We start from the raw sequence: 20,680 nt of genomic DNA, 5'->3' as shown, positions 1-20,680 counted from the left end.
GTGCCGATCGGGCATTCCGGACGGATCGCACGGTTGAATGACGGCCATGAAACGCAAGCGGGTGCTCACCGTTCTGGCGGCCGGGCTGGTGGTGGTAGTGGCGGCGAGCCTGTACTGGTTCCAGCCCTGGAAGCTCTGGGTGAACGAAACCGTGCAGGAAGCCTCGCCTGTCGCCCAGACCTCGGCGGAGTCCACCACGGAACCCTCCACTGAAGTCTCCACTGGTGTCCCCAAGAATGCCTCCCCCGCGCCGAAAGAGCCGGTGGTGGTGGCGACCGGCGAACTGATCAGCCACGAGCACGCGACCAGCGGCAGCGTCCGGATCCTGCGCGCGGCCGACGGATCCCTGGTGCTGCGCCTGGAAAACCTCGACACGAGCAATGGCCCGGATCTGCGGGTCTGGCTCACCGACGCGCCGGTCCTGCCGGGCAAGGACGGCTGGTTCGTGTTCGATGACGGCGAGCACGTGAGCGCCGGGAAACTCAAGGGCAACAAGGGAAGCCAGAACTACACCCTGCCCGCCGGCGTCGATCCGGCGCGGTATTCGAGCGTGACCATCTGGTGCGACCGGTTCAACGTCTCCTTCGGCGCGGCGGCGCTCACCAAGAGCGCTTAGCGCATCGCGAGCCGGTCGACGGCGTATTCCATCTCCGCGCGGACGGCACGCAGATCGATGCCGCCGGGGTCGATGATCGTCTGCACGGCGACCCCGCGCAGCTGCCCGACCAGCGCCGCCGCATACGCGTCGGGGTCGCGGACACCGGAGATGGAGCCGTCCGCGATCCCCGCGGCGACGGTCTGCGCGATGGCGAACCGGTACCGGCGGTCGGCCTCGGTCATCGCGGACCGCACCGCCGGATCGCCCACGGTCGCGTCGGTCCACAGCACGACGAACGCCCGGTTCAGCGGCGGCATGTCGGTCAGCAGCTCGAAGAAGATGTCCAGCAGCGCGCGCAGCATGTCCATCGGGCTCGCCGTCAGGCCGCCGGTCCTGGCGGCGACGGCGGCGCTGAAGACGTCGGCGAACTTCTCCGCCGCGAACTCGACCAGCCGCTGCACCAGCGTTTCCTTGGAGCCGAACAGCTGGTAGACGACGCCGCTCGGATAGCCGGTCCTGGCGCAGATCATGCCGATCTTGAGCCGGGCGAATCCGGCCTCGCCGATGAGGCGCGCAGCCGTGTCGAAGATCCGCGTCCTGGCGATCTCCTGGTCACGCTGGATCTGCTCGCGCTCGTACTGGTGCGCCTCCGCAGACGAGTCCACGTCGGTGATCCTCCCACGAGTCGCGCTCCGACACCTGTTATGACGCCGCCCGGCGTACGATCCGGGCCATGAAGATCGCCTTCGCGAGCGACGACCGGAACGCCACCACGGACGCTGTCCGGGCTTTCCTCGCCGAGGCGGGTCACGACGCGCTCTCCCCGGCGACGTCGGACGCCTGGCCGGAGATCGGCGCGGCGGTGGGCAAGGCGGTCGCCGACGGCGAGGCCGACTTCGGCGTCGTGATGTGCTGGACCGGGACCGGCACGGCCATCGCGGCGAACAAGGTCCCCGGCGTGCGCGCGGCACTGGCCTGGGACGCGTGGATCGCCGAAGGCGCGCGCAAGTGGAACGACGCCAATGTGCTGGCACTCAGCCTCAAACGGCTCTCCCCCGACGTCGCCGTCGAAATCACCGCGACGTTTCTTTCCGGTATCGCTCCGGACCCCGAGGAATCGGTGAATATCGCCCGGCTCGGGGAATTGGACGAACCTCGCCGTTGAGTGCACCGAACCAGTGAACATTTAACGCTGTCGAACGTATTAGGCCATTTGCGGGAAAATCACCACTCTACGTAGTGATGCTTCCCATATTGGTCCAGACCACGTACCGTCTCCGGCAACAAACCTTCGGCTTTCCCGGTGAAAAATCTCTCTCCAAGATCATCTCCCCTGCACCATGTTGTAAGGAGTGAAATGTCGAGAAAAAGATGGCATCTGATCGGTCTGTTCACGGCCGTCGCGGCGTTGGCGGTCGGCTTGGTGACCGTCCCCGCGAGCGCGGCGGGCGGTGTCGGAGCCTCGTTGACCAAGGGGTCGGACTGGGGTTCCGGCTGGGAAGGCAAGTACACGATCTCGAACAACTCCGGAGCCGCGCTCAGCTCCTGGACGGTCGAGTTCGACCTCGCGTCCGGGCATTCGATCGCCTCGCTCTGGGACGGTAGCTACACCGTCTCCGGCCAGCACGTGACGGTCAAGAACACCTGGAACGGAACCGTTTCCAACGGTGGTTCCACCAGCTTCGGCTTCAACGTCAAGTACTCCGGCGCTTACACCGCGCCCGCCAACTGCAAGATCAACGGCGGCTCGTGCGATCCGGGTGGCGGCACCCCGACGACGAGCAACCCGCCGAGCACGACCACGACCTCGAACCCGCCGACCTCCACGAGCACCAGCAATCCGCCGACCACGACGACTTCGAACCCGAACCCGGGCGCGAAGAAGAACCTCGGCTACTTCGTGCAGTGGGGTGTCTATGGGCGTAACTACCACGTCAAGAACATCCACACCTCCGGTTCCGCGGCCAAGCTGACGCATATCAACTACGCGTTCGGCAACGTGACCAACGGTTCCTGCACGGCGAACGACGACACCTACGCCGACTACGACAAGTTCTATGACGCGGGGTCCAGTGTGGACGGTGTGTCGGACAGCTGGGACGCGGGCTCGCTGCGCGGTAACTTCAACCAGCTGCGCAAGCTCAAGAAGATGTACCCTGGCCTGAAGGTGCTGTGGTCGTTCGGTGGCTGGACCTGGTCCGGCGGCTTCGGCCAGGCGGCGAAGAACCCCGCCGCCTTCGCTGACTCCTGCTACAAGCTGCTCAAGGACCCGCGATGGGCCGACGTCTTCGACGGCATCGACATCGACTGGGAGTACCCGAACGCCTGCGGGCTCACCTGCGACACCAGCGGGCCCGCCGCCATCAAGAACGTGGCGCAGGCGCTGCGCACCAAGTTCGGCTCCTCGTACCTGGTCACCGCCGCCATCACCGCGGACGCCAGCAGCGGCGGCAAGCTCGACGTCGCCGACTACGGCCCCGCGTCGGCGTACTTCGACTGGTACAACGTCATGACGTACGACTTCTTCGGCGCCTGGGCGGCGCAGGGCCCGACGGCCCCGCACTCCCCGCTGACCTCGTACCCGGGTATCCCGCAAGCGGGCTTCAACTCCGACGACGCCATCCAGAAACTCAAGGCCAAGGGTGTTCCGGCGAACAAACTGTTGCTGGGCATCGGTTTCTACGGCCGAGGCTGGACCGGCGTCACGCAGGCCACCCCGGGTGGCACCGCCACCGGTGCGGCAGCGGGTACCTACGAGGCCGGCATCGAGGACTACAAGGTCCTGAAGAACACCTGCCCCTCGACCGGCACCTTCGCGGGCACCGCGTACGCGAAGTGCGGCAACAACTGGTGGAGCTACGACACTCCCTCGACCATCAACGGGAAAATGGGCTGGGCCAAGAACCAGGGCCTCGGCGGTGCGTTCTTCTGGGAACTCACCGGTGACACCACTAACGGCGAGCTCGTCACGGCCATGCGGAACGGCTTGAACTGAGCGGTCTGACTGAGAGGTTGAACAGTGGCTAAGCGGACATGGATCCAGGCCGTGGGCCTGGCCGCCGCTGCCGCAACAGCCGGCGCGATCCTCGTGATCGCGCCGGCTTCCGCGGCCGGCGGCGTCGGCGCCGCCTTCTCGAAGGGCTCCGATTGGGGCACCGGCTGGGAAGGCAAATACACCATCAGCAACAGCTCCGGCTCGAGCCTTCCCACGTGGACGGTCGAGTTCGATCTCCCTGCCGGACATTCGGTCGCCTCGCTCTGGGACGGCAGCTACACCGTCTCCGGCCAGCACGTGACGGTGAAGAACACCTGGAACGGCAACCTCGGCAACGGCGGGACGACCAGTTTCGGGTTCAACGTCAAGTATTCCGGGGGCTACACGGCCCCGGCGAACTGCAAGATCAACGGCGGGTCCTGTGACCCCGGTGGCTCGAACCCGACCACGACGCCGACCACACCGACCACCACGACGTCGAACCCGCCCACGACGACCACGAGCAACCCGCCCCAACCGGGCGGCCGCGGCGCGCCGTACCTCTACATGGGCTGGGGCAGCCCGCCGAACCCGCAGACGGTCATGAACGCGACCGGGGTCAAGTGGTTCACCATGGCGTTCGTCCTCGCTTCGGGCGGCTGCAACCCCGCGTGGGACAGCAGCCGGCCGCTGCAGGGCAGCGTGGACGCGACCACGATCGCGCAGATCAAGGCCGCGGGCGGCGAGGTCGTCCCGTCCTTCGGCGGGTGGAGCGGGAACAAGCTCGGCCCGAACTGCTCGACGCCGGAAGCGCTCGCCGGGGCCTACCAGCAGGTGATCAACGCCTATGGCCTCAAAGCGATCGACATCGACATCGAGAACAGTGACGAGTTCGAGAACGCGGTGGTCCAGGACCGCATCCTCACCGCGTTGAAGATCGTCAAGGCCACCAACCCCGGTATCCAGACGATCGTCACCTTCGGCACGACGACCACCGGCCCGAACTACTGGGGTCAGCGGCTGATCGACCAGGCGAAGGCGCTGAACGCCGGCGTCGACGTCTTCACGATCATGCCGTTCGACTTCAGCGGTGGCGCGGACATGTACGCCAGCACCATCGGCGCGGCGAACGGCCTGCGGGACAAGCTGAAGTCGACGTTCGGGTGGAATGACGCCACGGCGTACAACCACCTGGGCATCTCGGGGATGAACGGCCTCTCGGACCAGCAGGAGCTGACCAGTCTCGACACCTGGACCCGGATCACGAACTGGTCCAAGTCGAACAAGATCGGCAGGCTGGCGTTCTGGGCGGTCAACCGCGACCGGGGCTGCCCCGGCGGCGGAGTCGTCTCGCATTGCAGTGGTATCGCGCAGAACGACTGGGACTTCACGCGGGTGACCGCCGGCTTCTGAGGTCCCTGACGTCCCGCGTTTCGTCCTCTAGTTGCGGTATATGCACACGCAAGTACCGCAACTAGAGGACGAATTGCGTTTAGGGGAGGGCGTTCAGGAAGGGTTCATGGCTGTTCTGGAATTCCCAGCCGTAGTACCGGTCCCAGTTGATCGACCACGTCATCAGCCCGCGTAGCGCCGGTGAGGCACCCCCGCGCAACGAGTAGGACCCGCAGCCGGAGTTCTTCACCAGGCAGTTGAGCGCCGAGTGCACCGTCGCCGGCGCCGTGTGGCCGTTGCCCGCGCTGACCGCGGCCGGCAGACCGAACGCGATCTGGTCTTCACGCAGCCCCGGGAACCGGAACCCGGTCGACGCCACCGTGAACCCGGCCTTGACCATGTCGGTCATCGCGATGTGGAAGTCCGCGCCGCCCATGAAGTGGTACTGATTGTCCAGGCCCATCACCGGTCCGGAGTTGTAGTCCTGGACGTGCAGCACGGTCAGCGCGTCCCGCATCGCGTGGATCACCGGCAGGTACGAACCGGTGCGGTTGTCCGCGCCGCCGAGCCCGCCGTAGTACTGGTAGCCGGTCTGGACGAAGAACGTCTCCGGCGCCATCGTGAGGACGAATCCCGCGCCATAGCGCGCTTTCAGCGTCTTCAGCGCGGAGATGAGGTTGACGATCACCGGCGTGGTCGGGTTGCGGAAGTCGTTGTCACCGGAATTGAGGTACAGCGAGTGTCCCTCGAAGTCGATGTCGAGCCCGTTCAGCCCGTAGCGGTCGATGATCGCGGAAACCGAACTCACGAAGGCGTCCCTGGCCGCCGTCGTGGTCAGCTGGACCTGCCCGTTCTGCCCGCCGATCGAGATCAGCACCTTCTTGCCCTGCGCCTGCTTCGCGCGGATCGCGGCGATGAAGTCCGCGTCGCTTTCCACGGTCGGGCATTCCGCCACCGGGCATCGTGTGAAGCGGATGTCGCCGGAGGTCACCGAAGTCGGCTCACCGAAAGCGAGGTTGACTATGTCCCACGCCGCCGGGACGTCGGCCATCCGCGTGTAACCGGACCCGTTGGCGAAACTCGCGTGCAGGTATCCGATCAACGCGTGCTTGGGCAGGCCGCTGTCGACGCAGCCCGCGGTCGTGGCGCCTGCCTCGGTGGTCTTCGGCGATTCGCCCGCGCTGTTGTAGGCCGCCACGGAATAACTGTGCGACGAACAGGCCGTCAGGCCCGAAACCGTGGCGGAGGTCCCGGTCACCGTCGCGCGTACCGTGCTGCCTTCGTAGACGCGGTAGCCGGTGACGGTGCCCGCCGAAGCTCCCCACGAGAGCGCGATCGACGAGTTCGTCACGGCGCCGACGGTCGGATTGCCCGGCGCGCCGGGCGCACCCGGGGTTCCGCCGCCCGGTCCGTCGAGGCTGATGTCGTCCGCGTGGTAGGTACCCGAGCCGTACCAGCCGTGGACGTACACCTCGGCCGTCGTCTGGGTCGACGACGTCGTGAACGACAGCGAAAGCTGCGTGTAGGACGTCGCGGCCGTCCAGGTCGAGGGGCCGCCCGTGACCCCGAGGTACACCGGGTTCCCGTTCACCCAGGCGGAGACCGCGTAGGTGGTGTTCGGCAGGACGGATACCGTCTGTGCGCATTTCCCGGTCGTCGAGCCCGGGGTGACCCCGACGGCGTAACCGCCTGAACGTACCGGTGTGGTCACGGCCGCGCCCGCGGCGCACGACCAGCCGGAGGTCGACCCGGCCTCGAAACCCGGATTGGTGAGCAGGTTTGCCGCGCTGGCGGTACCGCCGCCGGTCATCAGCCCGGCGAGGCTGAGCACGAAAACGGCCAGAAAGGCCAGGGGTCTGGAACGCCTCATCGCGATTCCTCCCGATCAAGGGCGGCGGACTGCCGCGGATGGCTAATTGTCTAGACCAATCTGGAGAAAGTCCATAGCCGGGAACCACCAGGGTCCAAAGACCCGACTACTCCGGGCTGCTTTACCGGTGTGACTCAGGAACGCGCTCCGTAACGTCAAGGGGGCAATCAGGGCTGGGGGCTTCAGGGAGGTGGGGACGATGGGAACGCACAGGTACGCACCGAGAACGGCCCATTCGGCGTGATGACCGTGTCCGAGGTCGCGCGTCCGACTTATGTGCCCCGGCCGGGAGAGCCGGGACCCGATCTGGTCCGCGCGGCGATCACCGGCAACAGGCTGGCCGTCGCGAGTTTGCTGGCGCTCCTCCGGCCGATCGTGTTCCGGTACTGCGCGAGCAGACTGGGCGGGTCACAACGCGGCGTCTCCAACGCCGAGGACTGCGCACAGGAAGTCCTGATGGCCGTCCTCGTGGCCTTGCCGCGCTACGCCTACCAGGACGGCAGTTTCATGCCGTACGTCTTCGGGATCGCCGCGCACAAGGTCGCGGACGTCCGGCGGAATCTCGCCCGTGACCCGTCGGCGCCGGTGCCCGATCCGGAACCCGAACAGGCCGGGGCATGGAACCCGACGTTCGAAGAGGTCGAGAAAGCTGACCGCAGCAAGCGGCTTTCCCAGCTGTTCAAGGTGCTTACGGCGAAACAGCGGGATGTGCTGGTGCTACGGGTGATCCTGGGCTTCAGCGCCGAGGAGACCGCCGGCGCGCTCGGCATGGCGAGCGCGGGCGCGGTGCGCGTCACGCAGCACCGGGCGCTCAACGAACTGCGCCGGGTGCTGCGCGAGAATCCCGGTTTCGCCGATGGGCTGGCGCTGTTCTAAGAGGGATTGCGACGTTGAGAGGCGTAGACGGCCGCGGCCGTGCGGCGTTCGAAGCCGAGCTTGTGCAGCAGCGACGACACGTAGTTCTTGACCGTTTTCTCCGCCAGGTACAGCTTTTCCGCGATCTGGCGGTTGGTCAGCCCGTCGGCGATGTGGTCGAGCACCCGCCGCTCCTGGGGGCTGAGCTGTTCGTAGCGCGGATCGGGGTGGTCGCTCTCGCCGCGCAGGCGGTTCATCACCGAGGCCGTCAGTGTGCTGTCCAGGAGCGATCCGCCCGCGGCGACCGTGCGGACGGCCTTCACCAGCGCGCCGCCGGAGACCTGTTTGAGCATGTACCCGGCCGCGCCCGCCATGATCGCGCCGAACAAGGCGTCGTCGTCCGAGTAGGACGTCAGCATCAGGCAGGCGGGCGGCGGGTCGATGGACGCCCTGATCTCGCGGCAGACACTGATTCCGCCGCCGTCGGGCAGCCGGACGTCGAGCACCGCGACCTGTGGCCGGACGGCGGGGATCCGCACGAGCGCCTCGGCGGCCGTGGAGGCCTCACCCACCACGGTGAGATCGTCTTCAGCCTCGAAAACGGTCTTCAGCCCGGTGCGGACGAGTTCGTGATCGTCCAGCAGGAACACCGAAATCGTCATCCCACACTCCCCTGTCGGGCCGGCAGTTCCGCCGACCAGTCGAGCCTCGTCCCGCCTTCGGCTCTCGCCTCGACGCTGAACGTCCCGTTCCAGCGGGCCGCGCGTTCGCCGAGGTTCGCCACCCCGCTGCGATGCCCCGGTTCGGCGGGCATCCCGACGCCGTCGTCCACCACGGACAGGCTCAGCCGCCGCCCGTCCCGGTCCACCGAGACGTCGACGGATACCGCCGTCGCCGCCGCGTGTCTGACCACATTGGACAGTGCTTCGCGCAGCGTCGCGATGAGGTCCGACCGGACCGTGTCCGGCACGGACGAGTCGAGCGGCCCGTCGAACCCGACCCGGGGTTCGGACGCGCAGCCCGCGTCGAGCGCGACCCGCAGCAGTTCCGACCGGAGGCTGCCCTGCGCCTCGGCGGGTTCCTGCAGCGAGAAGATGCTGTTGCGGATTTCGCGGATGGTGCGGTCGATCTCGTGCGCGAAGCCGGCGACCCGGTCGGAAACGGCCGGTTCGGCCGTCAGCCTGCTGAGCCCTTCCAGGCCGAGCCCGATCGCGAACAACCGCTGGATCACCAGATCGTGCAGGTCGCGGGCGATCCGGTCGCGATCTTCGAAGACGGCGAGCCGCTGCCGGTCCTGTTGCGCGCGGGCGAACTCGACCGCGAGCGCGGCGTGCGCGGCGAAGGTCTCGGCGAGCTGGACGTCGTAGGCGGAGAACGGCGTCTTGTCGCGGAACTTCGCCACCAGCAGGACGCCGAGTTTCTCCTCACCGACGATCAGCGGGACGGCGACCGTGGAGTCCAGGTCCTTGATCGCCGCGGGCATCACGGCGCCACGTTCTCCTTGGTACTCGGCCACCTTTGCGCCGTAGTCACGCACCACGACGGGCTTTCCGCTGGTGAACGCCATCCCGGTCGCCGTGCCCTCGGTCGGCACGGCGATGCCGGCGAGCCTGTCGGCGTCGGGGCCCGGCGGCTCGACGATCTCGAAGACCAGCAGCCCGTCACCGCGCGGACGGGCCACCGCACCGGCGGTGCCGCCGGCGACGACACGCGCGCGTTCGGCGATCAGGCGCAGCGTCGCGGTCAGGTCCTGGTCGGTCAGCAGCGCGCCGGTGACGTGATAGGACGCCTCCAGCCAGCGTTCGCGGCGCTGAACCTGGTCGAACAGCGCGGCGTTCTCGATCACCACGCCGGCCGCGGCGGTCAGCGCGACGAGCAGATCCTCCTCGGATTCGGTGAACTCCTCACCGTCCGGCTTGCGCGCGAGGTACAGCATCCCGAAGATGCGGCCGCGCATGCGGATCGGCCTCACGAGGGACTCGTCCTCGGACGGCGGCGAGGCCCACGCGTCCCCGAAGCGAATGAACTCCTCCGAATCGAGCACACTCAGTGCGCCGAACGGGGCACCGGTCAGCTCGCAAGCGGATTCGACCATGCGCCGCAGGACGTCGGGGAGACTGAGATCGTGGGCGATCCCCGCCACCGCGTCCAGAATTCTGGGCGCCTTGGCGTCACTCGCCGCACTCACCCGCCGCACTGGCGTCACCGTCCCGGAGCAACTCCCCGGGCAGTGGGGTCAGGAATGACAAACGCGCCCGGATCTCTCATCTGGTGCGTCGATCACGGTCAGCGCTTCGTTACTGGACGCGCCGAGGATCCTCCGACCGGTTACCGACTCGAGGGGAATCCGGAGATACCGCTCGTCCGGCTGACCAGTCCAGCAGCCCAACGGCAGCGTCGCGAGCTCGGCGATCACGATCGGGTCACGCACCTCGCCGGCACGCCCCAGCACGGTGATGAACCAGCCGCTCTGGAGGTCGGCGGCGAAGTCGTCGACGGCGAACGCGACCACACTGTCGACCACCCCGGCGAACAACGCGCTCTGTGACGGCGTCCGGACCACGATCGCACCGTGGTGGACCGCGAACCTCGCGGGCTGGATCGCCGGCAAGGCCCTCGAGGTGAACACCACCCGCCCGAGCCCGGCGCCCGCGAGCAGCGCCACGCACTGCTCGCGGTCGAGCATCTCGAGACCCAAGGAGTCGGACATCGGCATCCCCGCGTTCTCGTCGTGTACTTCGTCGAGATCCACGGTCCCTCGCTTACCGACTCGCCGGTAGGGCCGATGGACCCGGCCCGTGCGGGGGATGCCGGGCGTTACGCCTTATGCCTTGGGCGACACCAGGACCACGGGGATCTCCCGCTCGGTCTTGGTCTGGTACTGCGCGTAGTTCTTGTAGTCGGCGGTGATCTTGGGCCACAGCTCGGCGCGCTTCTCGGTGTCGGCGATCCGCGCGACCATCGGCTGGGCGGACTCACCCTTCAGCGTGACCTGGACGTCGGGGTTGTCGCGCAGGTTGAGGAACCACGCCGGGTGCTGGTCGTCGCCACCCCGGGAGGCCACGATGACGTAGGCGTCGCCGTCGCGCAGCGGCGAGGTCAGCAGCACGGTGCGCGGCTGGCCGGATTTGCGGCCGATGGTGGTCAGCTCGAGCACGGTCATGCCGGCGACCTCCCAGCCGGCGCGGCCGCCGCTGACCTTCTGGATGACGCGGTGGACGGCGTTCATGGTCTTCAAGGTGAAATCACTGGGCATGCGGAGAAGGCTACTCCGCTTTCATCGTGACTTCGATTCCGTCCAGGAGAACGGCCAGCGACACCTCGAAGGCCTCCCTGGCCTCCTGCTCCAGATAGGACACGGTCTCGTCCTCCATCCGGAACGCGTGCTCGCTCTCCATCCAGGTCAGCGTCGGAAACCGCTCGGCGAAATCCGGGGACACCTCCTGCAGCAGCGCCGACCGCGCGAACCACCATTCGTCGTCGGTCTGCCCCGTTGCCTTCTCGGCCAGGCGCGACTCCGCGGCTGTCCGCGCCGGCTCGCGCACGCACGAGTACAACGCGCTGACCAGGCGTCGCAGCACCACCGGCGGCAATCCGGTGCGGCGCAGGATCGTCGCCACCGACTCCAGGACGGCGTACTCGTGCGGGCCCAGCACCGGCCGGGCCTGCGAAACCTGCAGCACCCAGGGATGCCGCAGGTAGAAGTCCCACAGATCGTTCGCCCACCGCACCGTGTCGAGCCGCCAGTCGTCCCCGCCGTGGGACGCCGGCAGTTCGGCGAGCGTCTTGTCGTACATGAGGTCGAGCAGTTCGCTCTTGCTCGGGACATAGGTGTAGAGCGCCATGGCCGTGCGGCCGAGCCTGTCGCCGACCGCGCGCATCGAAAGGCCCGTCATGCCTTCGGCGTCGGCGATCTCGATGGCGGCGTCGACGATCAAGTCCACCGACAGCCCCGGTTTCGGGCCCGGCCGTTCGACGTCCGGGGATTCCGTCCGCCACAGCAAGGCCATCGACCGACGGGGGTCTCCCTGAGCCGCGTAGACGACCACTCGTAAACTCCTTACAGCATAAACTAACCTCTGCTACCCTCACTTTACAGGCTAAAGAGTTCTAACCAGGGGAGAGCCATGCCTTCGGCCGCCGACAGCCACGACATGATCAAAGTCCGCGGAGCAAGAGAGAACAACCTCGCCGACGTCTCGGTCGACATCCCCAAACGCCGCCTCACCGTCTTCACCGGTGTCTCCGGCTCCGGGAAGTCGTCACTGGTCTTCGGCACCATCGCCGCGGAATCACAGCGGCTGATCAACGAGACCTACACCGCGTTCATCCAGTCCTTCATGGCCCCCGTCGGGCGGCCGGACGTGGACGCGCTGCAGAACCTGAGCGCCGCGATCGTCGTCGACCAGGAGCGGATGGGGGCCAACTCCCGCTCCACGGTCGGCACCGCGACCGACGCGCACACGATGCTGCGGATCGTCTTCAGCAGGCTGGGACAGCCGCAGATCGGGACTTCGGGGGCGTTCAGCTTCAACCTTCCCGAGGGGATGTGCCCCGACTGCGACGGGCTCGGGTGGGTGTCCACGATCGACGTCGACCAGCTGGTCGACAAGGAGCTTTCGCTCAACGAAGGGGCGATCACCGTCCCGAACTTCGCGCCGGAAACCTGGTACTGGAAGGGACTGGCGGAGTCCGGCTTCGTGGATCCGGCCGTCAAGCTGAAGGACTACACCCCTCAGCAGTGGGAAGACTTCATGCACAAACCCGCCACCAAGATGAAGCTCGGCGGGATGAACACCACCTACGAAGGCCTGCTGGTGAAGGTCCAGCGGCTGTTCCTTTCGAAGGACAAGGAGGCGATGCAGGCGCATATCAAGACCTTCGTCGACCGGGCGGTCACCTTCAAGCAGTGCCCGGCCTGCGACGGCGCCCGGCTCAACGCGGCGGCGTTGTCGTCGAAGATCGAAGGGCTGAACATCGCCGACTGCTCGGCCATGCAGATCAGCGATCTCGCCGACTTCGTCCGCAAACTGGACGACCCGTCGGTCGGCCCGCTGATGGAGACCCTGCGCGGCACGCTCGACTCGCTGGTGGAGATCGGCCTCGGATACCTCAGCCTCGACCGCGAGTCCGGCACGCTCTCGGGCGGCGAGGCGCAGCGCGTCAAGATGGTGCGGCACCTGGGTTCCAGCCTCACCGACGTCACCTATGTCTTCGACGAGCCGACGGTCGGGCTGCACCCGCACGACATCCAGCGCATGAACGGCCTCCTGCTCCTGTTGAAGGACAAGGGGAACACGGTGCTCGTCGTCGAGCACAAACCGGAGACCATCGAGATCGCCGACCACGTCGTCGACCTCGGCCCCGGCGCCGGGCCGAACGGCGGGCAGATCTGCTTCACCGGCGACGTCGCCGGGCTGCGCACTTCCGGCACACTCACCGGACGGCACCTCGACCACCGCGCGCGGCTGCGGTCCGAGGTCCGGGTGCCCAGCGGGCAGATCCCGATCCGGAACGCGACCCGGCACAACCTCCAGGGCGTCGACGTCGACATCCCGCTCGGCGTGCTGACCGTGGTCACCGGGGTGGCAGGCTCCGGCAAGAGCTCGCTCATCCACGGCTCACTGTCCACAAGGGACGACGTGGTCGTGCTCGACCAGTCGGCGATCCGCGGCTCGCGGCGGAGCAACCCGGCGACCTACACCGGACTGCTCGACCCGATCCGCACCGCCTTCGCCAAGGCCAACGGCGTCAAGGCCGCGCTGTTCAGCGCGAACTCCGAAGGCGCGTGCCCGAAGTGCAAGGGCATCGGGCTGATCTACACCGATCTGGCGATGATGGCCGGGGTGGCGACGGTCTGCGAGGAGTGCGCGGGCAAGCGGTTCACCGCGGAGGTGCTGACCTACCGGTTGCGCGGCAAGAACATCAGCGAGGTCCTGGCGATGCCGGTGGCCGAGGCGCGCGAGTTCTTCACCACCGGGCAGGCGCGGGCGATCCTGGACCGGCTGTCCGAAGTCGGCCTGGGCTACCTCGGGCTCGGCCAGCCGCTCACGACGCTGTCCGGCGGGGAACGGCAGCGGATCAAGCTGGCCATCCGGATGGCGGAGAAGTCGGCGACCTACGTCCTCGACGAGCCGACCACCGGGCTGCACCTCGCCGACGTCGACCAGTTGCTGGGCCTGCTCGACCGGCTCGTCGACGACGGGAACACCGTGGTGGTCATCGAGCACCATCAGGCCGTGATGGCGCACGCGGACTGGATCGTCGACCTCGGGCCGGGCGCCGGCATCGACGGCGGTCAGGTCATCTTCACCGGGACACCGGCCGAACTGGTCGACGGCGGGGACACCCTGACGGCACAGCACCTGCGCGCTTACGTGGGCCGGGAAGGCTGACAGGCGTGCTATGAACGACTCGTTCCTTGCAAATTTCGCAAGGAACGAGTCGTTCATAGCACCGACGCGACCCCCACCACGACGGTCAGCACCGAGTACGCGACAACAGCCGCCCACACCAGCCGCACGCGCCGCCGTTCCGTCCAGTCCGCGAACCGCAGCAGCCAGGCGAGACCCGGCACGATGAGGATGGCGTGCATCGCCACGGCGTGCAGCGGCTTGAGCGAACCCGCGGTGGTGTACGCCACCTGCAGGTTCCCGCTCCGCGCCTCGGCCACGCCGCTCGCGATCATCGCCGCGCCCGTGCCGAGCGCCACCAGCAGCGCGACCAGCCCGAACCGCACCGCGAGCCGCATGCTGGGCGTCGTCTCGCCTTCGCCGCGCATCGCGGCCGCGGTGAACGAGACGGCGGTCAGGATGATGACGCCGCCGCCCGCCGCGAGCGTCGTCGACACCGCGTTGTCGAAGGCGGTCTCGAAGTTGAAGTGCGACGGCACCCCGCGCCAGGCCTGCATGCTCACGAGCGCCGTCTCGACGACGCTCGCCGCAGTGAAGATCCCGAGCAGCGTGTTCCGCGCCCGCGGCCGCACCGAGACGTACGACGTCGCCCACCCGACGGTCGCCAGCGTCAGCCCGAACGAAAGCCCGAACGTCACCGCTTTGCGCATCGACAGCGGCCCGGTCCACGAACCGCCGGAAGCGACCAGCACCACCGTGTGCACCAGACCGCTGAGAAACAGGAGCGCCCCCGTCACGTAGGCGACACGCTCGATCCGCCTGCCGTCCGTCCAGATCCGCCGTAGCTCGTTCATACCGTCGAGTGTCTTGCGGCGCGGCTCGCGAAGCGTCGCCCGTGAAGCGACACCTCGCGTACGTCCCCTTACGTACCTGAGAGCCCCTCAGCGACGAACTCCGTAGAGACCGTTGGTCTGTTAGTCTGGCGAGCACATTCCGACCCGATTCCGAGGTACTTCCCGACGATGCCCCGCATCCTTGTTCGCGTTCTCGCGCTGATCGCCGTTCTCGCCCTCCTGTTCGGGGTGCCGTGGTGGACGATCGTGGGATCGCCCGAACTTCCCACCGCCCTCGAATACCTCGGCACGATCGTGTTCGCGGCCGCCGTGGTGGCCGTGCCCGCGTCCATGGTGCTCGGCCACGGCCCGTGGCAGCGGGACACCGCCGCGAAGATCGGCGACCTCTCGCTCGGGCTGATCTGGCTGCTGTTCTCCTTGTCCGTACTCGGAAACGTGCTCCGGCTGGTCCTCGCGGTGTCCGGAGTGGACAGTGCGGCGGAGATCGTGTCGGGAGCCGTCGTGGCCGCGTTCGCGGTCTTGGCGGCGTACGGGATGGTCGAAGCGCGGCGCGTCCCGCGGCTCAAGGAACTGGACGTCGTGCTCCCCCGCCTCGGCGCCGGGCTCGACGGCCTCCGCTTCGCGATCATCACCGACACGCACTTCGGCCCGCTGAACCGGACGAAGTGGTCGGAGAAGGTCGTCGAGGTGGTGAACGAACTCGACGCCGACGTCGTCGCCCACGCGGGTGATCTCGCGGACGGGTCCGTCGCCAAACGGCAGGGCCAGGTCGCGCCGCTCGGGAAGGTGCGCGCCAAGCTCGGCAAGTTCTACATCACCGGCAACCACGAGTACTTCGGCGAGGCGCAGGCCTGGCTCGACCACATGCGCGATCTCGGCTGGGAACCGCTGCACAACCGGCACGTGCCGGTCCAGCAGGGCGGCGACACGCTCGTCTTCGCCGGTATCGACGACCCGACCGGCACCGCCTCCGGCCTGCCCGGCCACGGCCCCGACCTGCCGGCCGCGCTCGACGGCGTGGCCGCGAGCACCCCGGTCGTCCTGCTGGCCCACCAGCCGAAGCAGGTCAAGCAGGCCGTCGAGGCCGGGATCGACCTCCAGATCTCCGGGCACACCCACGGCGGCCAGATCTGGCCGTTCCACCTTCTGGTGCGGCTCGACCAGCCCGTTCTGGCCGGTCTGTCGCGCCACGGCGAGCGCACGCAGCTCTACACCAGTCGCGGCACGGGCTTCTGGGGACCGCCGCTGCGCGTCTTCGCGCCCAGCGAGATCACCGTCCTGACCTTGCGAAACAGCAAGTAGTCCTCTGGTTGCGACGCCTTCGGGCCTCGCACCAGGTACTACCGACAATTTTTTTTGTCTTGACAATCTCAACGTTCGGAGCGAAGGTTGTCCCAACGCACCCGCCCCGCACCGAGAGGCCCAGAAAATGACCATCACCGCCACCCGGATCCGCGCCACCACTCCGGCCCGTACCCTGCTCACCTGCGGTGCCGCCGCCGGCCCGCTGTACTTCCTCACCACGTTCATCCAGGCCGCCGTCCGCGACGGCTTCGACCTCACGAAGCACCCGGCGAGCATCCTGAGCAACGGCGACGCCGGGTGGATCCAGGTGACGAACTTCCTGGTCGCCGGAGTCCTGACGATCGCCGGAGCGATCGGGCTGAGCCGCGTGCTCGAGCCGGGCAGAGGCAGCGTCTGGGGACCACGGCTGCTGGGCCTCTTCGGCGTCAGCCTGCTGTTCGCCGCGGCCTTCAAGGCCGACGCGGGTAACGGCTTCCCTGTCGGTGCGGGGCCGGCCACGCTCAGCACCACCGGGATGCTGCACATGGCCGCCGGCTCGGTCGGCTTCCTGTCGCTGATCGTGGCGACCTTCGTGTTCGCGAGCCGCTACTCCCGTGAAGGTCACCGCGGCTGGGCCGTCTACTCCCGCGCCACCGGCATCGCGTTCTTCGCCTCATTCGCCTGGATGAGTTCCGGCAACGCGAACGCCGTCGTGATGCTCGCCTTCTGGGCCACCGTGATGCTCGCCTGGGGCTGGGTCACCGCCGTCACCATCCGTTCCGCCCGCTAGACGAACCCCCTCGACAGGAGATTCTTCGCTCATGAGCACCGTGACCTCGCAAGACGGCACCACCATCGCCTACACCCGCACCGGCTCCGGCCCCGCCGTCCTCCTCGTCGACGGCGCCATGTGCCACCGCGAGTTCGGCCCGGCCAAACCGCTGGCCGCCGAACTCGCCGGCCACTTCACCGTCTACACCTACGACCGCCGCGGCCGTGGCGAGAGCGGCGACACCGAGCCGTTCTCCGTCGCCCGCGAGGTCGAGGACATCGCCGCGCTGATCAAGGAAGCCGGTGGGACGGCCCACGTCTACGGCATCTCCTCCGGCGCCGCGCTCGCCCTCGAAGCCGCGAAGGCCGGTCTCCCGATCACCAAACTGGCGGTGTACGAGTTCCCGCTGGTCGTCGACGACACCCGCCCGCCGGTCCCGGCCGACTACACCGAGCGGCTGGACAAGGCCATCGCCACCGGCCGTCCCGGCGTCGCGATCAAGACCTTCATGCGGGAAGGCGTCCGTGTCCCGGCGCCGGTCGTGTTCATGATGCAGCTGATGCCGACGTGGCCGAAGCTGAAGAAGGTCGCGCCGACCCTGCGCTACGACGCCGCGCTGTTCGACGGACTGCACGACGGCAAACCGCTGCCGGAGGGCCGCTGGGCGAGTGTCGGCGTGCCGACGCTGGTGATGGACGGCGGCAAGAGCCCGGCCTGGATCCGCAACGGTGTCGCCGCGCTGGCCGAGGCCGTCCCCGGCGCCGAGCACCGCACGATCGAGGGCCAGACGCATATGCTCAAGCCGAAGGCGGTGGCCCCGGTACTGATCGAGTACTTCAACGGCTGACGGAGCGGTCATGAAGATCGAACTGGTCGAAGGCGACATCACGGAACAGCAGGTCGACGTCGTGGTGAACGCCGCGAACTCGTCCCTGCTCGGCGGCGGCGGGGTGGACGGCGCGATCCACCGCCGCGGCGGACCGGAGATCCTCGCCGAATGCAGGGCGCTGCGCGCGGGGCACTACGGCAAGGGGCTGAAGACCGGAGAGGCGGTCGCCACCACGGCGGGCCGCCTTCCGGCACGCTGGGTGGTGCACACGGTCGGGCCGGTGTGGTCCGACGACGAGGACCGATCGGCGCTGCTCGTGGCCTGCCACCGGAACTCGCTGCACGTCGCGGCCGACCTCGGCGCGCACACCGTGGCGTTTCCCGCGATCTCGACCGGGATCTACCGCTGGCCGGTCGAATCGGCCGCCGAGATCGCCCTCGAGACCGTGATGGCCACGCTGTCCGCCGGGGCGAGTTCGGTGGAACTGGTGCGGTTCGTGCTGTTCAGCACGGCCGCTTACGACGTGTTCCGCGAGCAGGCGACCGCCCTCGGGGTGACCGGCTCGTGATCCACGCCCCGCGTTTCGTCCTCTGGTTGCGGTACTTGCGCGCGCAAGTACCGCAACCAGAGGACGAAACGCGGGGGCGACAGCTACACCCCGGCGGGTGAGGAACCGCCCTGGACCAGTTCCCGGGCCGACCCGCTTCCATCCGCGGGGACCGCCCAAATCCCGGACTCCAGGCCGTAGGCGACGGTCCGGTCGTCGAGCCACGCGGCCTGGTCGTCCACGCTGCGGGTCTCGGCCAGCAGCGTTTCCTTGCCGGAGGCCAGATCGAGGACGGCCAGCCGCCACGGGGCCGCGAGATCGCCGGAAACCCGTTTCTTGAAGGCGATCCGCTTCCCGTCCGGCGAGAGTGAGGGGCACTCGACGTTCTCCCGGAGCACCTTCGCGGTGAACTTCCGGTAGTCCGCCTCGATGAGATACGTCTTCCCCTTGGTGCCCATGGTCGCGTAGAAGCGCTCGCCATCGGGGGCGAAGGTGATCCCCCAGTAGTTCACGTCCGAGGAGTAGTACCGCTTGCCGTCGAGGAGCACCGTCATCTCCTCGATACTCTTCAGCAACTGCCCCGAAGAGAGGTCCAGGATCCCGGCCCGGGTCGAGAACCCGGTGGCCGCATAGGAATCCCCGCTGACGAACATCGTCCAGTAGACGAGTTCGCCGTCCGGGGACACCCGGCCGCGGCTGGGTGTGCCGGGGAGTTCGAGACGGCGGATCTCGCGAAGGTCCTTGTCCAGCACGATGACGTCGGTCATCGGCGGCAGCACCCCGGGCTGCGCGGCCAGGCACAGCGCCGTTCCCGCCGAGGCGGCGAAGCGGTCGCAGCTGAGCCCCGCGACCTTCCTCGGCTCGCCGGGCTGGTCGGCCGGGACCGTGGCGAGGTGGCCGAAGTCGGGGCCGTCGGCGGTGTTGCGGAACAGCAGCTGTCCCTTCGCCTGCACCGAGACCGGCTGACCGGACACCACGGCGACGGCGTTGACGCCTTCGCCGCGATCCCGTGAGTAAAGGCCGTAGCCGACGGCCGCGGCGATCAGGACCACGACCGCCGCCACCACGCCCAGGATCCGCCCCGTCATGCGTGCGTCCTCAGTGGACGGACGACCGCGGCCGCGACGACGGCGACGGCCAGCGCGCCGGCGGCGACCAAGACCGCCGCTTGCAGATCCCAGGCCGTCCAAGCGAATCCGAAGAGGACGGACGCGAACATCCGCGTCGTCGCCTGCCCGGTCTGCACCAGGGCCAGTCCACCCGCCCGTTGGTGCTCCGGCAGCATCGGTCCGGCGGCGGCCATCAGGACCCCGTCGGTGGCCGCGTAGAAGACACCGTGCAGGACGAGCGCCAGCACCGCGAGCACCCCGCCGTCCACCGGCCCGAGCAGCGCCAGCAGCGCGACGACCAGCGCGACATGCCCGCCGAGGAACACCTTCCAGCGGCCGACCCGGTCCGAGAGCCTGCCCAGCGGCACCGCGAGCAGCAGATATACCCCCGCGGTTCCCAAGGGCAGCAAGGGAAAGAAGACCGCGCCGAGGTCCCAGCGGCGTTGCAGGACGAGGTACAGGAACGAATCGCTGAGGGTGACCAGACCGAGCAACGCCGCCCAGACACAGATGCGGCGGAACGACGCCTGCCGCAGCAGCCCCGCCGTTTCCCGCAGGGAGACCGTTCGCCGGGCGGCTCGGGGTCCGGGCTGGTGGTCCTTGACCAGGACCACCAGGATGATCACGCCGATCGCGGCGATGCAGAAGCTGGTGAAGAACACCGAGTCGTAGCTGCCGAGACTGAGCCACAGCACGGCCATCGCGACCAGCGGGCCGAGAAAGGCGCCGAAGGTGTCCATCGCCCGATGCACGCCGAACGCGCGGCCGAGGTGGTCGGGGTCGCTGCTCAAGGTGATCAGGGCGTCGCGCGGAGCGGTCCGGACACCCTTGCCGGTGCGGTCGGCGGCGAGTACCGCACCGATCGCGACGGTCGACGAACCCGCCATCATCAGGCCGATCTTGCCCAGCGCCGAAAGCCCGTAACCGAAGCAGGCGACCGCTTTGAGCCGTCGCCAACGGTCCGCGAGGTGCCCGCCGAGAACCCGGACCAGGGCGGTGACGCCGGAATAGAGCCCGTCGAGCACGCCGAACTGCAGCGGGCTCAGGCCGAGCCCGAGGACCAGATAGAGCGGAAGGACCGCGGTCACCATCTCCGAAGAGATGTCGGTGACCAGGCTGACCAGGCCGAGCGCGACGACGTTCCCGGTGACGGCGCGTTTCATCCCGCTCTTGGGCACTTCCGCCGCGGTGTCCGCGCCACGACTCGTGGCTATGTACATACGAAATCTCCTACGCCGTGTGG

At 68.1% G+C, this 20,680-nt stretch carries 19 protein-coding genes and 1 pseudogene; 10 read left to right on the top strand and 10 right to left on the bottom strand.

From position 1 onward, the window contains the following. Positions 1-46 precede the first annotated feature (46 nt). Entirely contained in the window at positions 47-616 is a 570-nt protein-coding gene (locus ACLJRL_RS02425; RefSeq protein ID WP_410654314.1) for a DM13 domain-containing protein, read from the top strand. Here ACLJRL_RS02425 and ACLJRL_RS02420 read toward each other — a convergent pair. After that, the gene (locus ACLJRL_RS02420) at positions 613-1,263 is read right to left on the bottom strand and encodes a TetR/AcrR family transcriptional regulator (RefSeq protein ID WP_410654313.1); all 651 of its coding nucleotides are present in this window, start codon (positions 1,261-1,263) and stop codon (positions 613-615) included. The genes ACLJRL_RS02425 and ACLJRL_RS02420 overlap by 4 nt on opposite strands. Before the next feature lie 68 nt (positions 1,264-1,331). Here ACLJRL_RS02420 and ACLJRL_RS02415 point away from each other — a divergent pair, with 68 nt between their 5' ends. The 3 genes from ACLJRL_RS02415 to ACLJRL_RS02405 all read left to right on the top strand — a co-directional run bounded on the left by ACLJRL_RS02415 (position 1,332) and on the right by ACLJRL_RS02405 (position 4,985). After that, the gene (locus tag ACLJRL_RS02415) at positions 1,332-1,763 is read left to right on the top strand and encodes an RpiB/LacA/LacB family sugar-phosphate isomerase (RefSeq protein WP_410654312.1); all 432 of its coding nucleotides are present in this window, start codon (positions 1,332-1,334) and stop codon (positions 1,761-1,763) included. Between the two features lie 192 nt (positions 1,764-1,955). After that, on the top strand, positions 1,956-3,593 hold the full coding sequence (locus ACLJRL_RS02410) for a glycosyl hydrolase family 18 protein (RefSeq protein ID WP_410654311.1): 1,638 nt from the start codon (positions 1,956-1,958) through the stop codon (positions 3,591-3,593). 51 nt (positions 3,594-3,644) lie between these two features. After that, a complete protein-coding gene (locus ACLJRL_RS02405; protein ID WP_410655135.1) occupies positions 3,645-4,985 on the top strand; it encodes a cellulose binding domain-containing protein in 1,341 nt (446 codons plus the stop codon). A gap of 79 nt (positions 4,986-5,064) precedes the next feature. Here the strand turns inward: ACLJRL_RS02405 and ACLJRL_RS02400 are convergent, their stop codons facing one another. Beyond that, positions 5,065-6,834, bottom strand: a complete 1,770-nt coding sequence (locus tag ACLJRL_RS02400; RefSeq protein WP_410654310.1) for a chitinase — start codon at positions 6,832-6,834, stop codon at positions 5,065-5,067. A gap of 243 nt (positions 6,835-7,077) precedes the next feature. Here ACLJRL_RS02400 and ACLJRL_RS02395 point away from each other — a divergent pair, with 243 nt between their 5' ends. Next, positions 7,078-7,710 (top strand): sigma-70 family RNA polymerase sigma factor, encoded by a 633-nt coding sequence (locus ACLJRL_RS02395; RefSeq protein WP_410654309.1) that lies wholly within the window; start codon positions 7,078-7,080, stop codon positions 7,708-7,710. On the opposite strand, the gene ACLJRL_RS02390 is transcribed toward ACLJRL_RS02395, so the two are convergent. The 5 genes from ACLJRL_RS02390 to ACLJRL_RS02370 all read right to left on the bottom strand — a co-directional run bounded on the left by ACLJRL_RS02390 (position 7,707) and on the right by ACLJRL_RS02370 (position 11,738). Next, positions 7,707-8,351, bottom strand: coding sequence for a response regulator (locus ACLJRL_RS02390; protein ID WP_410654308.1), 645 nt, complete (start codon positions 8,349-8,351; stop codon positions 7,707-7,709). The genes ACLJRL_RS02395 and ACLJRL_RS02390 overlap by 4 nt on opposite strands. Further along, positions 8,348-9,895 (bottom strand): GAF domain-containing sensor histidine kinase, encoded by a 1,548-nt coding sequence (locus ACLJRL_RS02385; RefSeq protein ID WP_410654307.1) that lies wholly within the window; start codon positions 9,893-9,895, stop codon positions 8,348-8,350. The genes ACLJRL_RS02390 and ACLJRL_RS02385 overlap by 4 nt, the downstream gene beginning before the upstream one ends. Positions 9,896-9,925: 30 nt before the next feature. Beyond that, positions 9,926-10,405: a pyridoxamine 5'-phosphate oxidase family protein gene (locus tag ACLJRL_RS02380; RefSeq protein WP_410655134.1), complete on the bottom strand. Its 480-nt coding sequence runs from the start codon at positions 10,403-10,405 to the stop codon at positions 9,926-9,928. Between the two features lie 108 nt (positions 10,406-10,513). Next, positions 10,514-10,945, bottom strand: coding sequence for a nitroreductase family deazaflavin-dependent oxidoreductase (locus ACLJRL_RS02375; protein WP_410654306.1), 432 nt, complete (start codon positions 10,943-10,945; stop codon positions 10,514-10,516). Between the two features lie 10 nt (positions 10,946-10,955). After that, positions 10,956-11,738, bottom strand: coding sequence for a TetR/AcrR family transcriptional regulator (locus tag ACLJRL_RS02370; RefSeq protein WP_410654305.1), 783 nt, complete (start codon positions 11,736-11,738; stop codon positions 10,956-10,958). A 78-nt stretch (positions 11,739-11,816) separates the two neighbouring features. Between ACLJRL_RS02370 and ACLJRL_RS02365 the strand changes: the two genes are divergently transcribed. Beyond that, the gene (locus ACLJRL_RS02365) at positions 11,817-14,084 is read left to right on the top strand and encodes an ATP-binding cassette domain-containing protein (RefSeq protein WP_410654304.1); all 2,268 of its coding nucleotides are present in this window, start codon (positions 11,817-11,819) and stop codon (positions 14,082-14,084) included. Between the two features lie 59 nt (positions 14,085-14,143). On the opposite strand, the pseudogene ACLJRL_RS02360 reads toward ACLJRL_RS02365, so the two are convergent. Beyond that, positions 14,144-14,896 (bottom strand): annotated as a pseudogene (locus ACLJRL_RS02360) (hypothetical protein); the annotation flags it as partial. A 168-nt stretch (positions 14,897-15,064) separates the two neighbouring features. On the opposite strand from ACLJRL_RS02360, the gene ACLJRL_RS02355 reads away from it, so the two are divergent. The 4 genes from ACLJRL_RS02355 (at position 15,065) to ACLJRL_RS02340 (ending at position 18,349) form a co-directional block, all read left to right on the top strand. Then, on the top strand, positions 15,065-16,198 hold the full coding sequence (locus tag ACLJRL_RS02355; protein ID WP_410654303.1) for a metallophosphoesterase: 1,134 nt from the start codon (positions 15,065-15,067) through the stop codon (positions 16,196-16,198). A gap of 127 nt (positions 16,199-16,325) precedes the next feature. After that, positions 16,326-16,970, top strand: coding sequence for a DUF998 domain-containing protein (locus ACLJRL_RS02350; protein ID WP_410654302.1), 645 nt, complete (start codon positions 16,326-16,328; stop codon positions 16,968-16,970). Between the two features lie 31 nt (positions 16,971-17,001). Beyond that, complete coding sequence (locus ACLJRL_RS02345) at positions 17,002-17,799, top strand: alpha/beta fold hydrolase (protein WP_410654301.1); 798 nt, start codon at positions 17,002-17,004, stop codon at positions 17,797-17,799. 10 nt (positions 17,800-17,809) lie between these two features. Beyond that, a complete protein-coding gene (locus tag ACLJRL_RS02340; protein WP_410654300.1) occupies positions 17,810-18,349 on the top strand; it encodes an O-acetyl-ADP-ribose deacetylase in 540 nt (179 codons plus the stop codon). An 83-nt stretch (positions 18,350-18,432) separates the two neighbouring features. Here the strand turns inward: ACLJRL_RS02340 and ACLJRL_RS02335 are convergent, their stop codons facing one another. Then, positions 18,433-19,416 (bottom strand): hypothetical protein, encoded by a 984-nt coding sequence (locus ACLJRL_RS02335; protein WP_410654299.1) that lies wholly within the window; start codon positions 19,414-19,416, stop codon positions 18,433-18,435. Next, complete coding sequence (locus ACLJRL_RS02330; protein ID WP_410654298.1) at positions 19,413-20,657, bottom strand: MFS transporter; 1,245 nt, start codon at positions 20,655-20,657, stop codon at positions 19,413-19,415. Before ACLJRL_RS02330 ends, ACLJRL_RS02335 begins: the two co-directional genes overlap by 4 nt. Positions 20,658-20,680 lie beyond the last annotated feature (23 nt).

It is taken from the genome of Amycolatopsis sp. lyj-112, from assembly GCF_046549055.1.
Taxonomy (GTDB): Bacteria; Actinomycetota; Actinomycetes; order Mycobacteriales; family Pseudonocardiaceae; genus Amycolatopsis.
Note: the sequence above shows the minus strand (reverse complement) of the source record. Positions and strands in the feature narration are given on the sequence as shown.

What these genes read in the sequence shown, in the direction of transcription:
- ACLJRL_RS02365 (WP_410654304.1), top strand. Translation starts at nt 11,817, where the DNA reads ATGCCTTCGGCCGCCGACAGCCACGACATGATCAAAGTCCGCGGAGCA.
- ACLJRL_RS02340 (WP_410654300.1), top strand. Translation starts at nt 17,810, where the DNA reads ATGAAGATCGAACTGGTCGAAGGCGACATCACGGAACAGCAGGTCGAC.
- ACLJRL_RS02330 (WP_410654298.1), bottom strand. Translation starts at nt 20,657, where the DNA reads ATGTACATAGCCACGAGTCGTGGCGCGGACACCGCGGCGGAAGTGCCC.
- ACLJRL_RS02350 (WP_410654302.1), top strand. Translation starts at nt 16,326, where the DNA reads ATGACCATCACCGCCACCCGGATCCGCGCCACCACTCCGGCCCGTACC.
- ACLJRL_RS02395 (WP_410654309.1), top strand. Translation starts at nt 7,078, where the DNA reads ATGACCGTGTCCGAGGTCGCGCGTCCGACTTATGTGCCCCGGCCGGGA.
- ACLJRL_RS02400 (WP_410654310.1), bottom strand. Translation starts at nt 6,834, where the DNA reads ATGAGGCGTTCCAGACCCCTGGCCTTTCTGGCCGTTTTCGTGCTCAGC.
- ACLJRL_RS02380 (WP_410655134.1), bottom strand. Translation starts at nt 10,405, where the DNA reads ATGCCGATGTCCGACTCCTTGGGTCTCGAGATGCTCGACCGCGAGCAG.
- ACLJRL_RS02425 (WP_410654314.1), top strand. Translation starts at nt 47, where the DNA reads ATGAAACGCAAGCGGGTGCTCACCGTTCTGGCGGCCGGGCTGGTGGTG.
- ACLJRL_RS02375 (WP_410654306.1), bottom strand. Translation starts at nt 10,945, where the DNA reads ATGCCCAGTGATTTCACCTTGAAGACCATGAACGCCGTCCACCGCGTC.
- ACLJRL_RS02355 (WP_410654303.1), top strand. Translation starts at nt 15,065, where the DNA reads ATGCCCCGCATCCTTGTTCGCGTTCTCGCGCTGATCGCCGTTCTCGCC.
- ACLJRL_RS02345 (WP_410654301.1), top strand. Translation starts at nt 17,002, where the DNA reads ATGAGCACCGTGACCTCGCAAGACGGCACCACCATCGCCTACACCCGC.
- ACLJRL_RS02410 (WP_410654311.1), top strand. Translation starts at nt 1,956, where the DNA reads ATGTCGAGAAAAAGATGGCATCTGATCGGTCTGTTCACGGCCGTCGCG.
- ACLJRL_RS02335 (WP_410654299.1), bottom strand. Translation starts at nt 19,416, where the DNA reads ATGACGGGGCGGATCCTGGGCGTGGTGGCGGCGGTCGTGGTCCTGATC.
- ACLJRL_RS02390 (WP_410654308.1), bottom strand. Translation starts at nt 8,351, where the DNA reads ATGACGATTTCGGTGTTCCTGCTGGACGATCACGAACTCGTCCGCACC.
- ACLJRL_RS02415 (WP_410654312.1), top strand. Translation starts at nt 1,332, where the DNA reads ATGAAGATCGCCTTCGCGAGCGACGACCGGAACGCCACCACGGACGCT.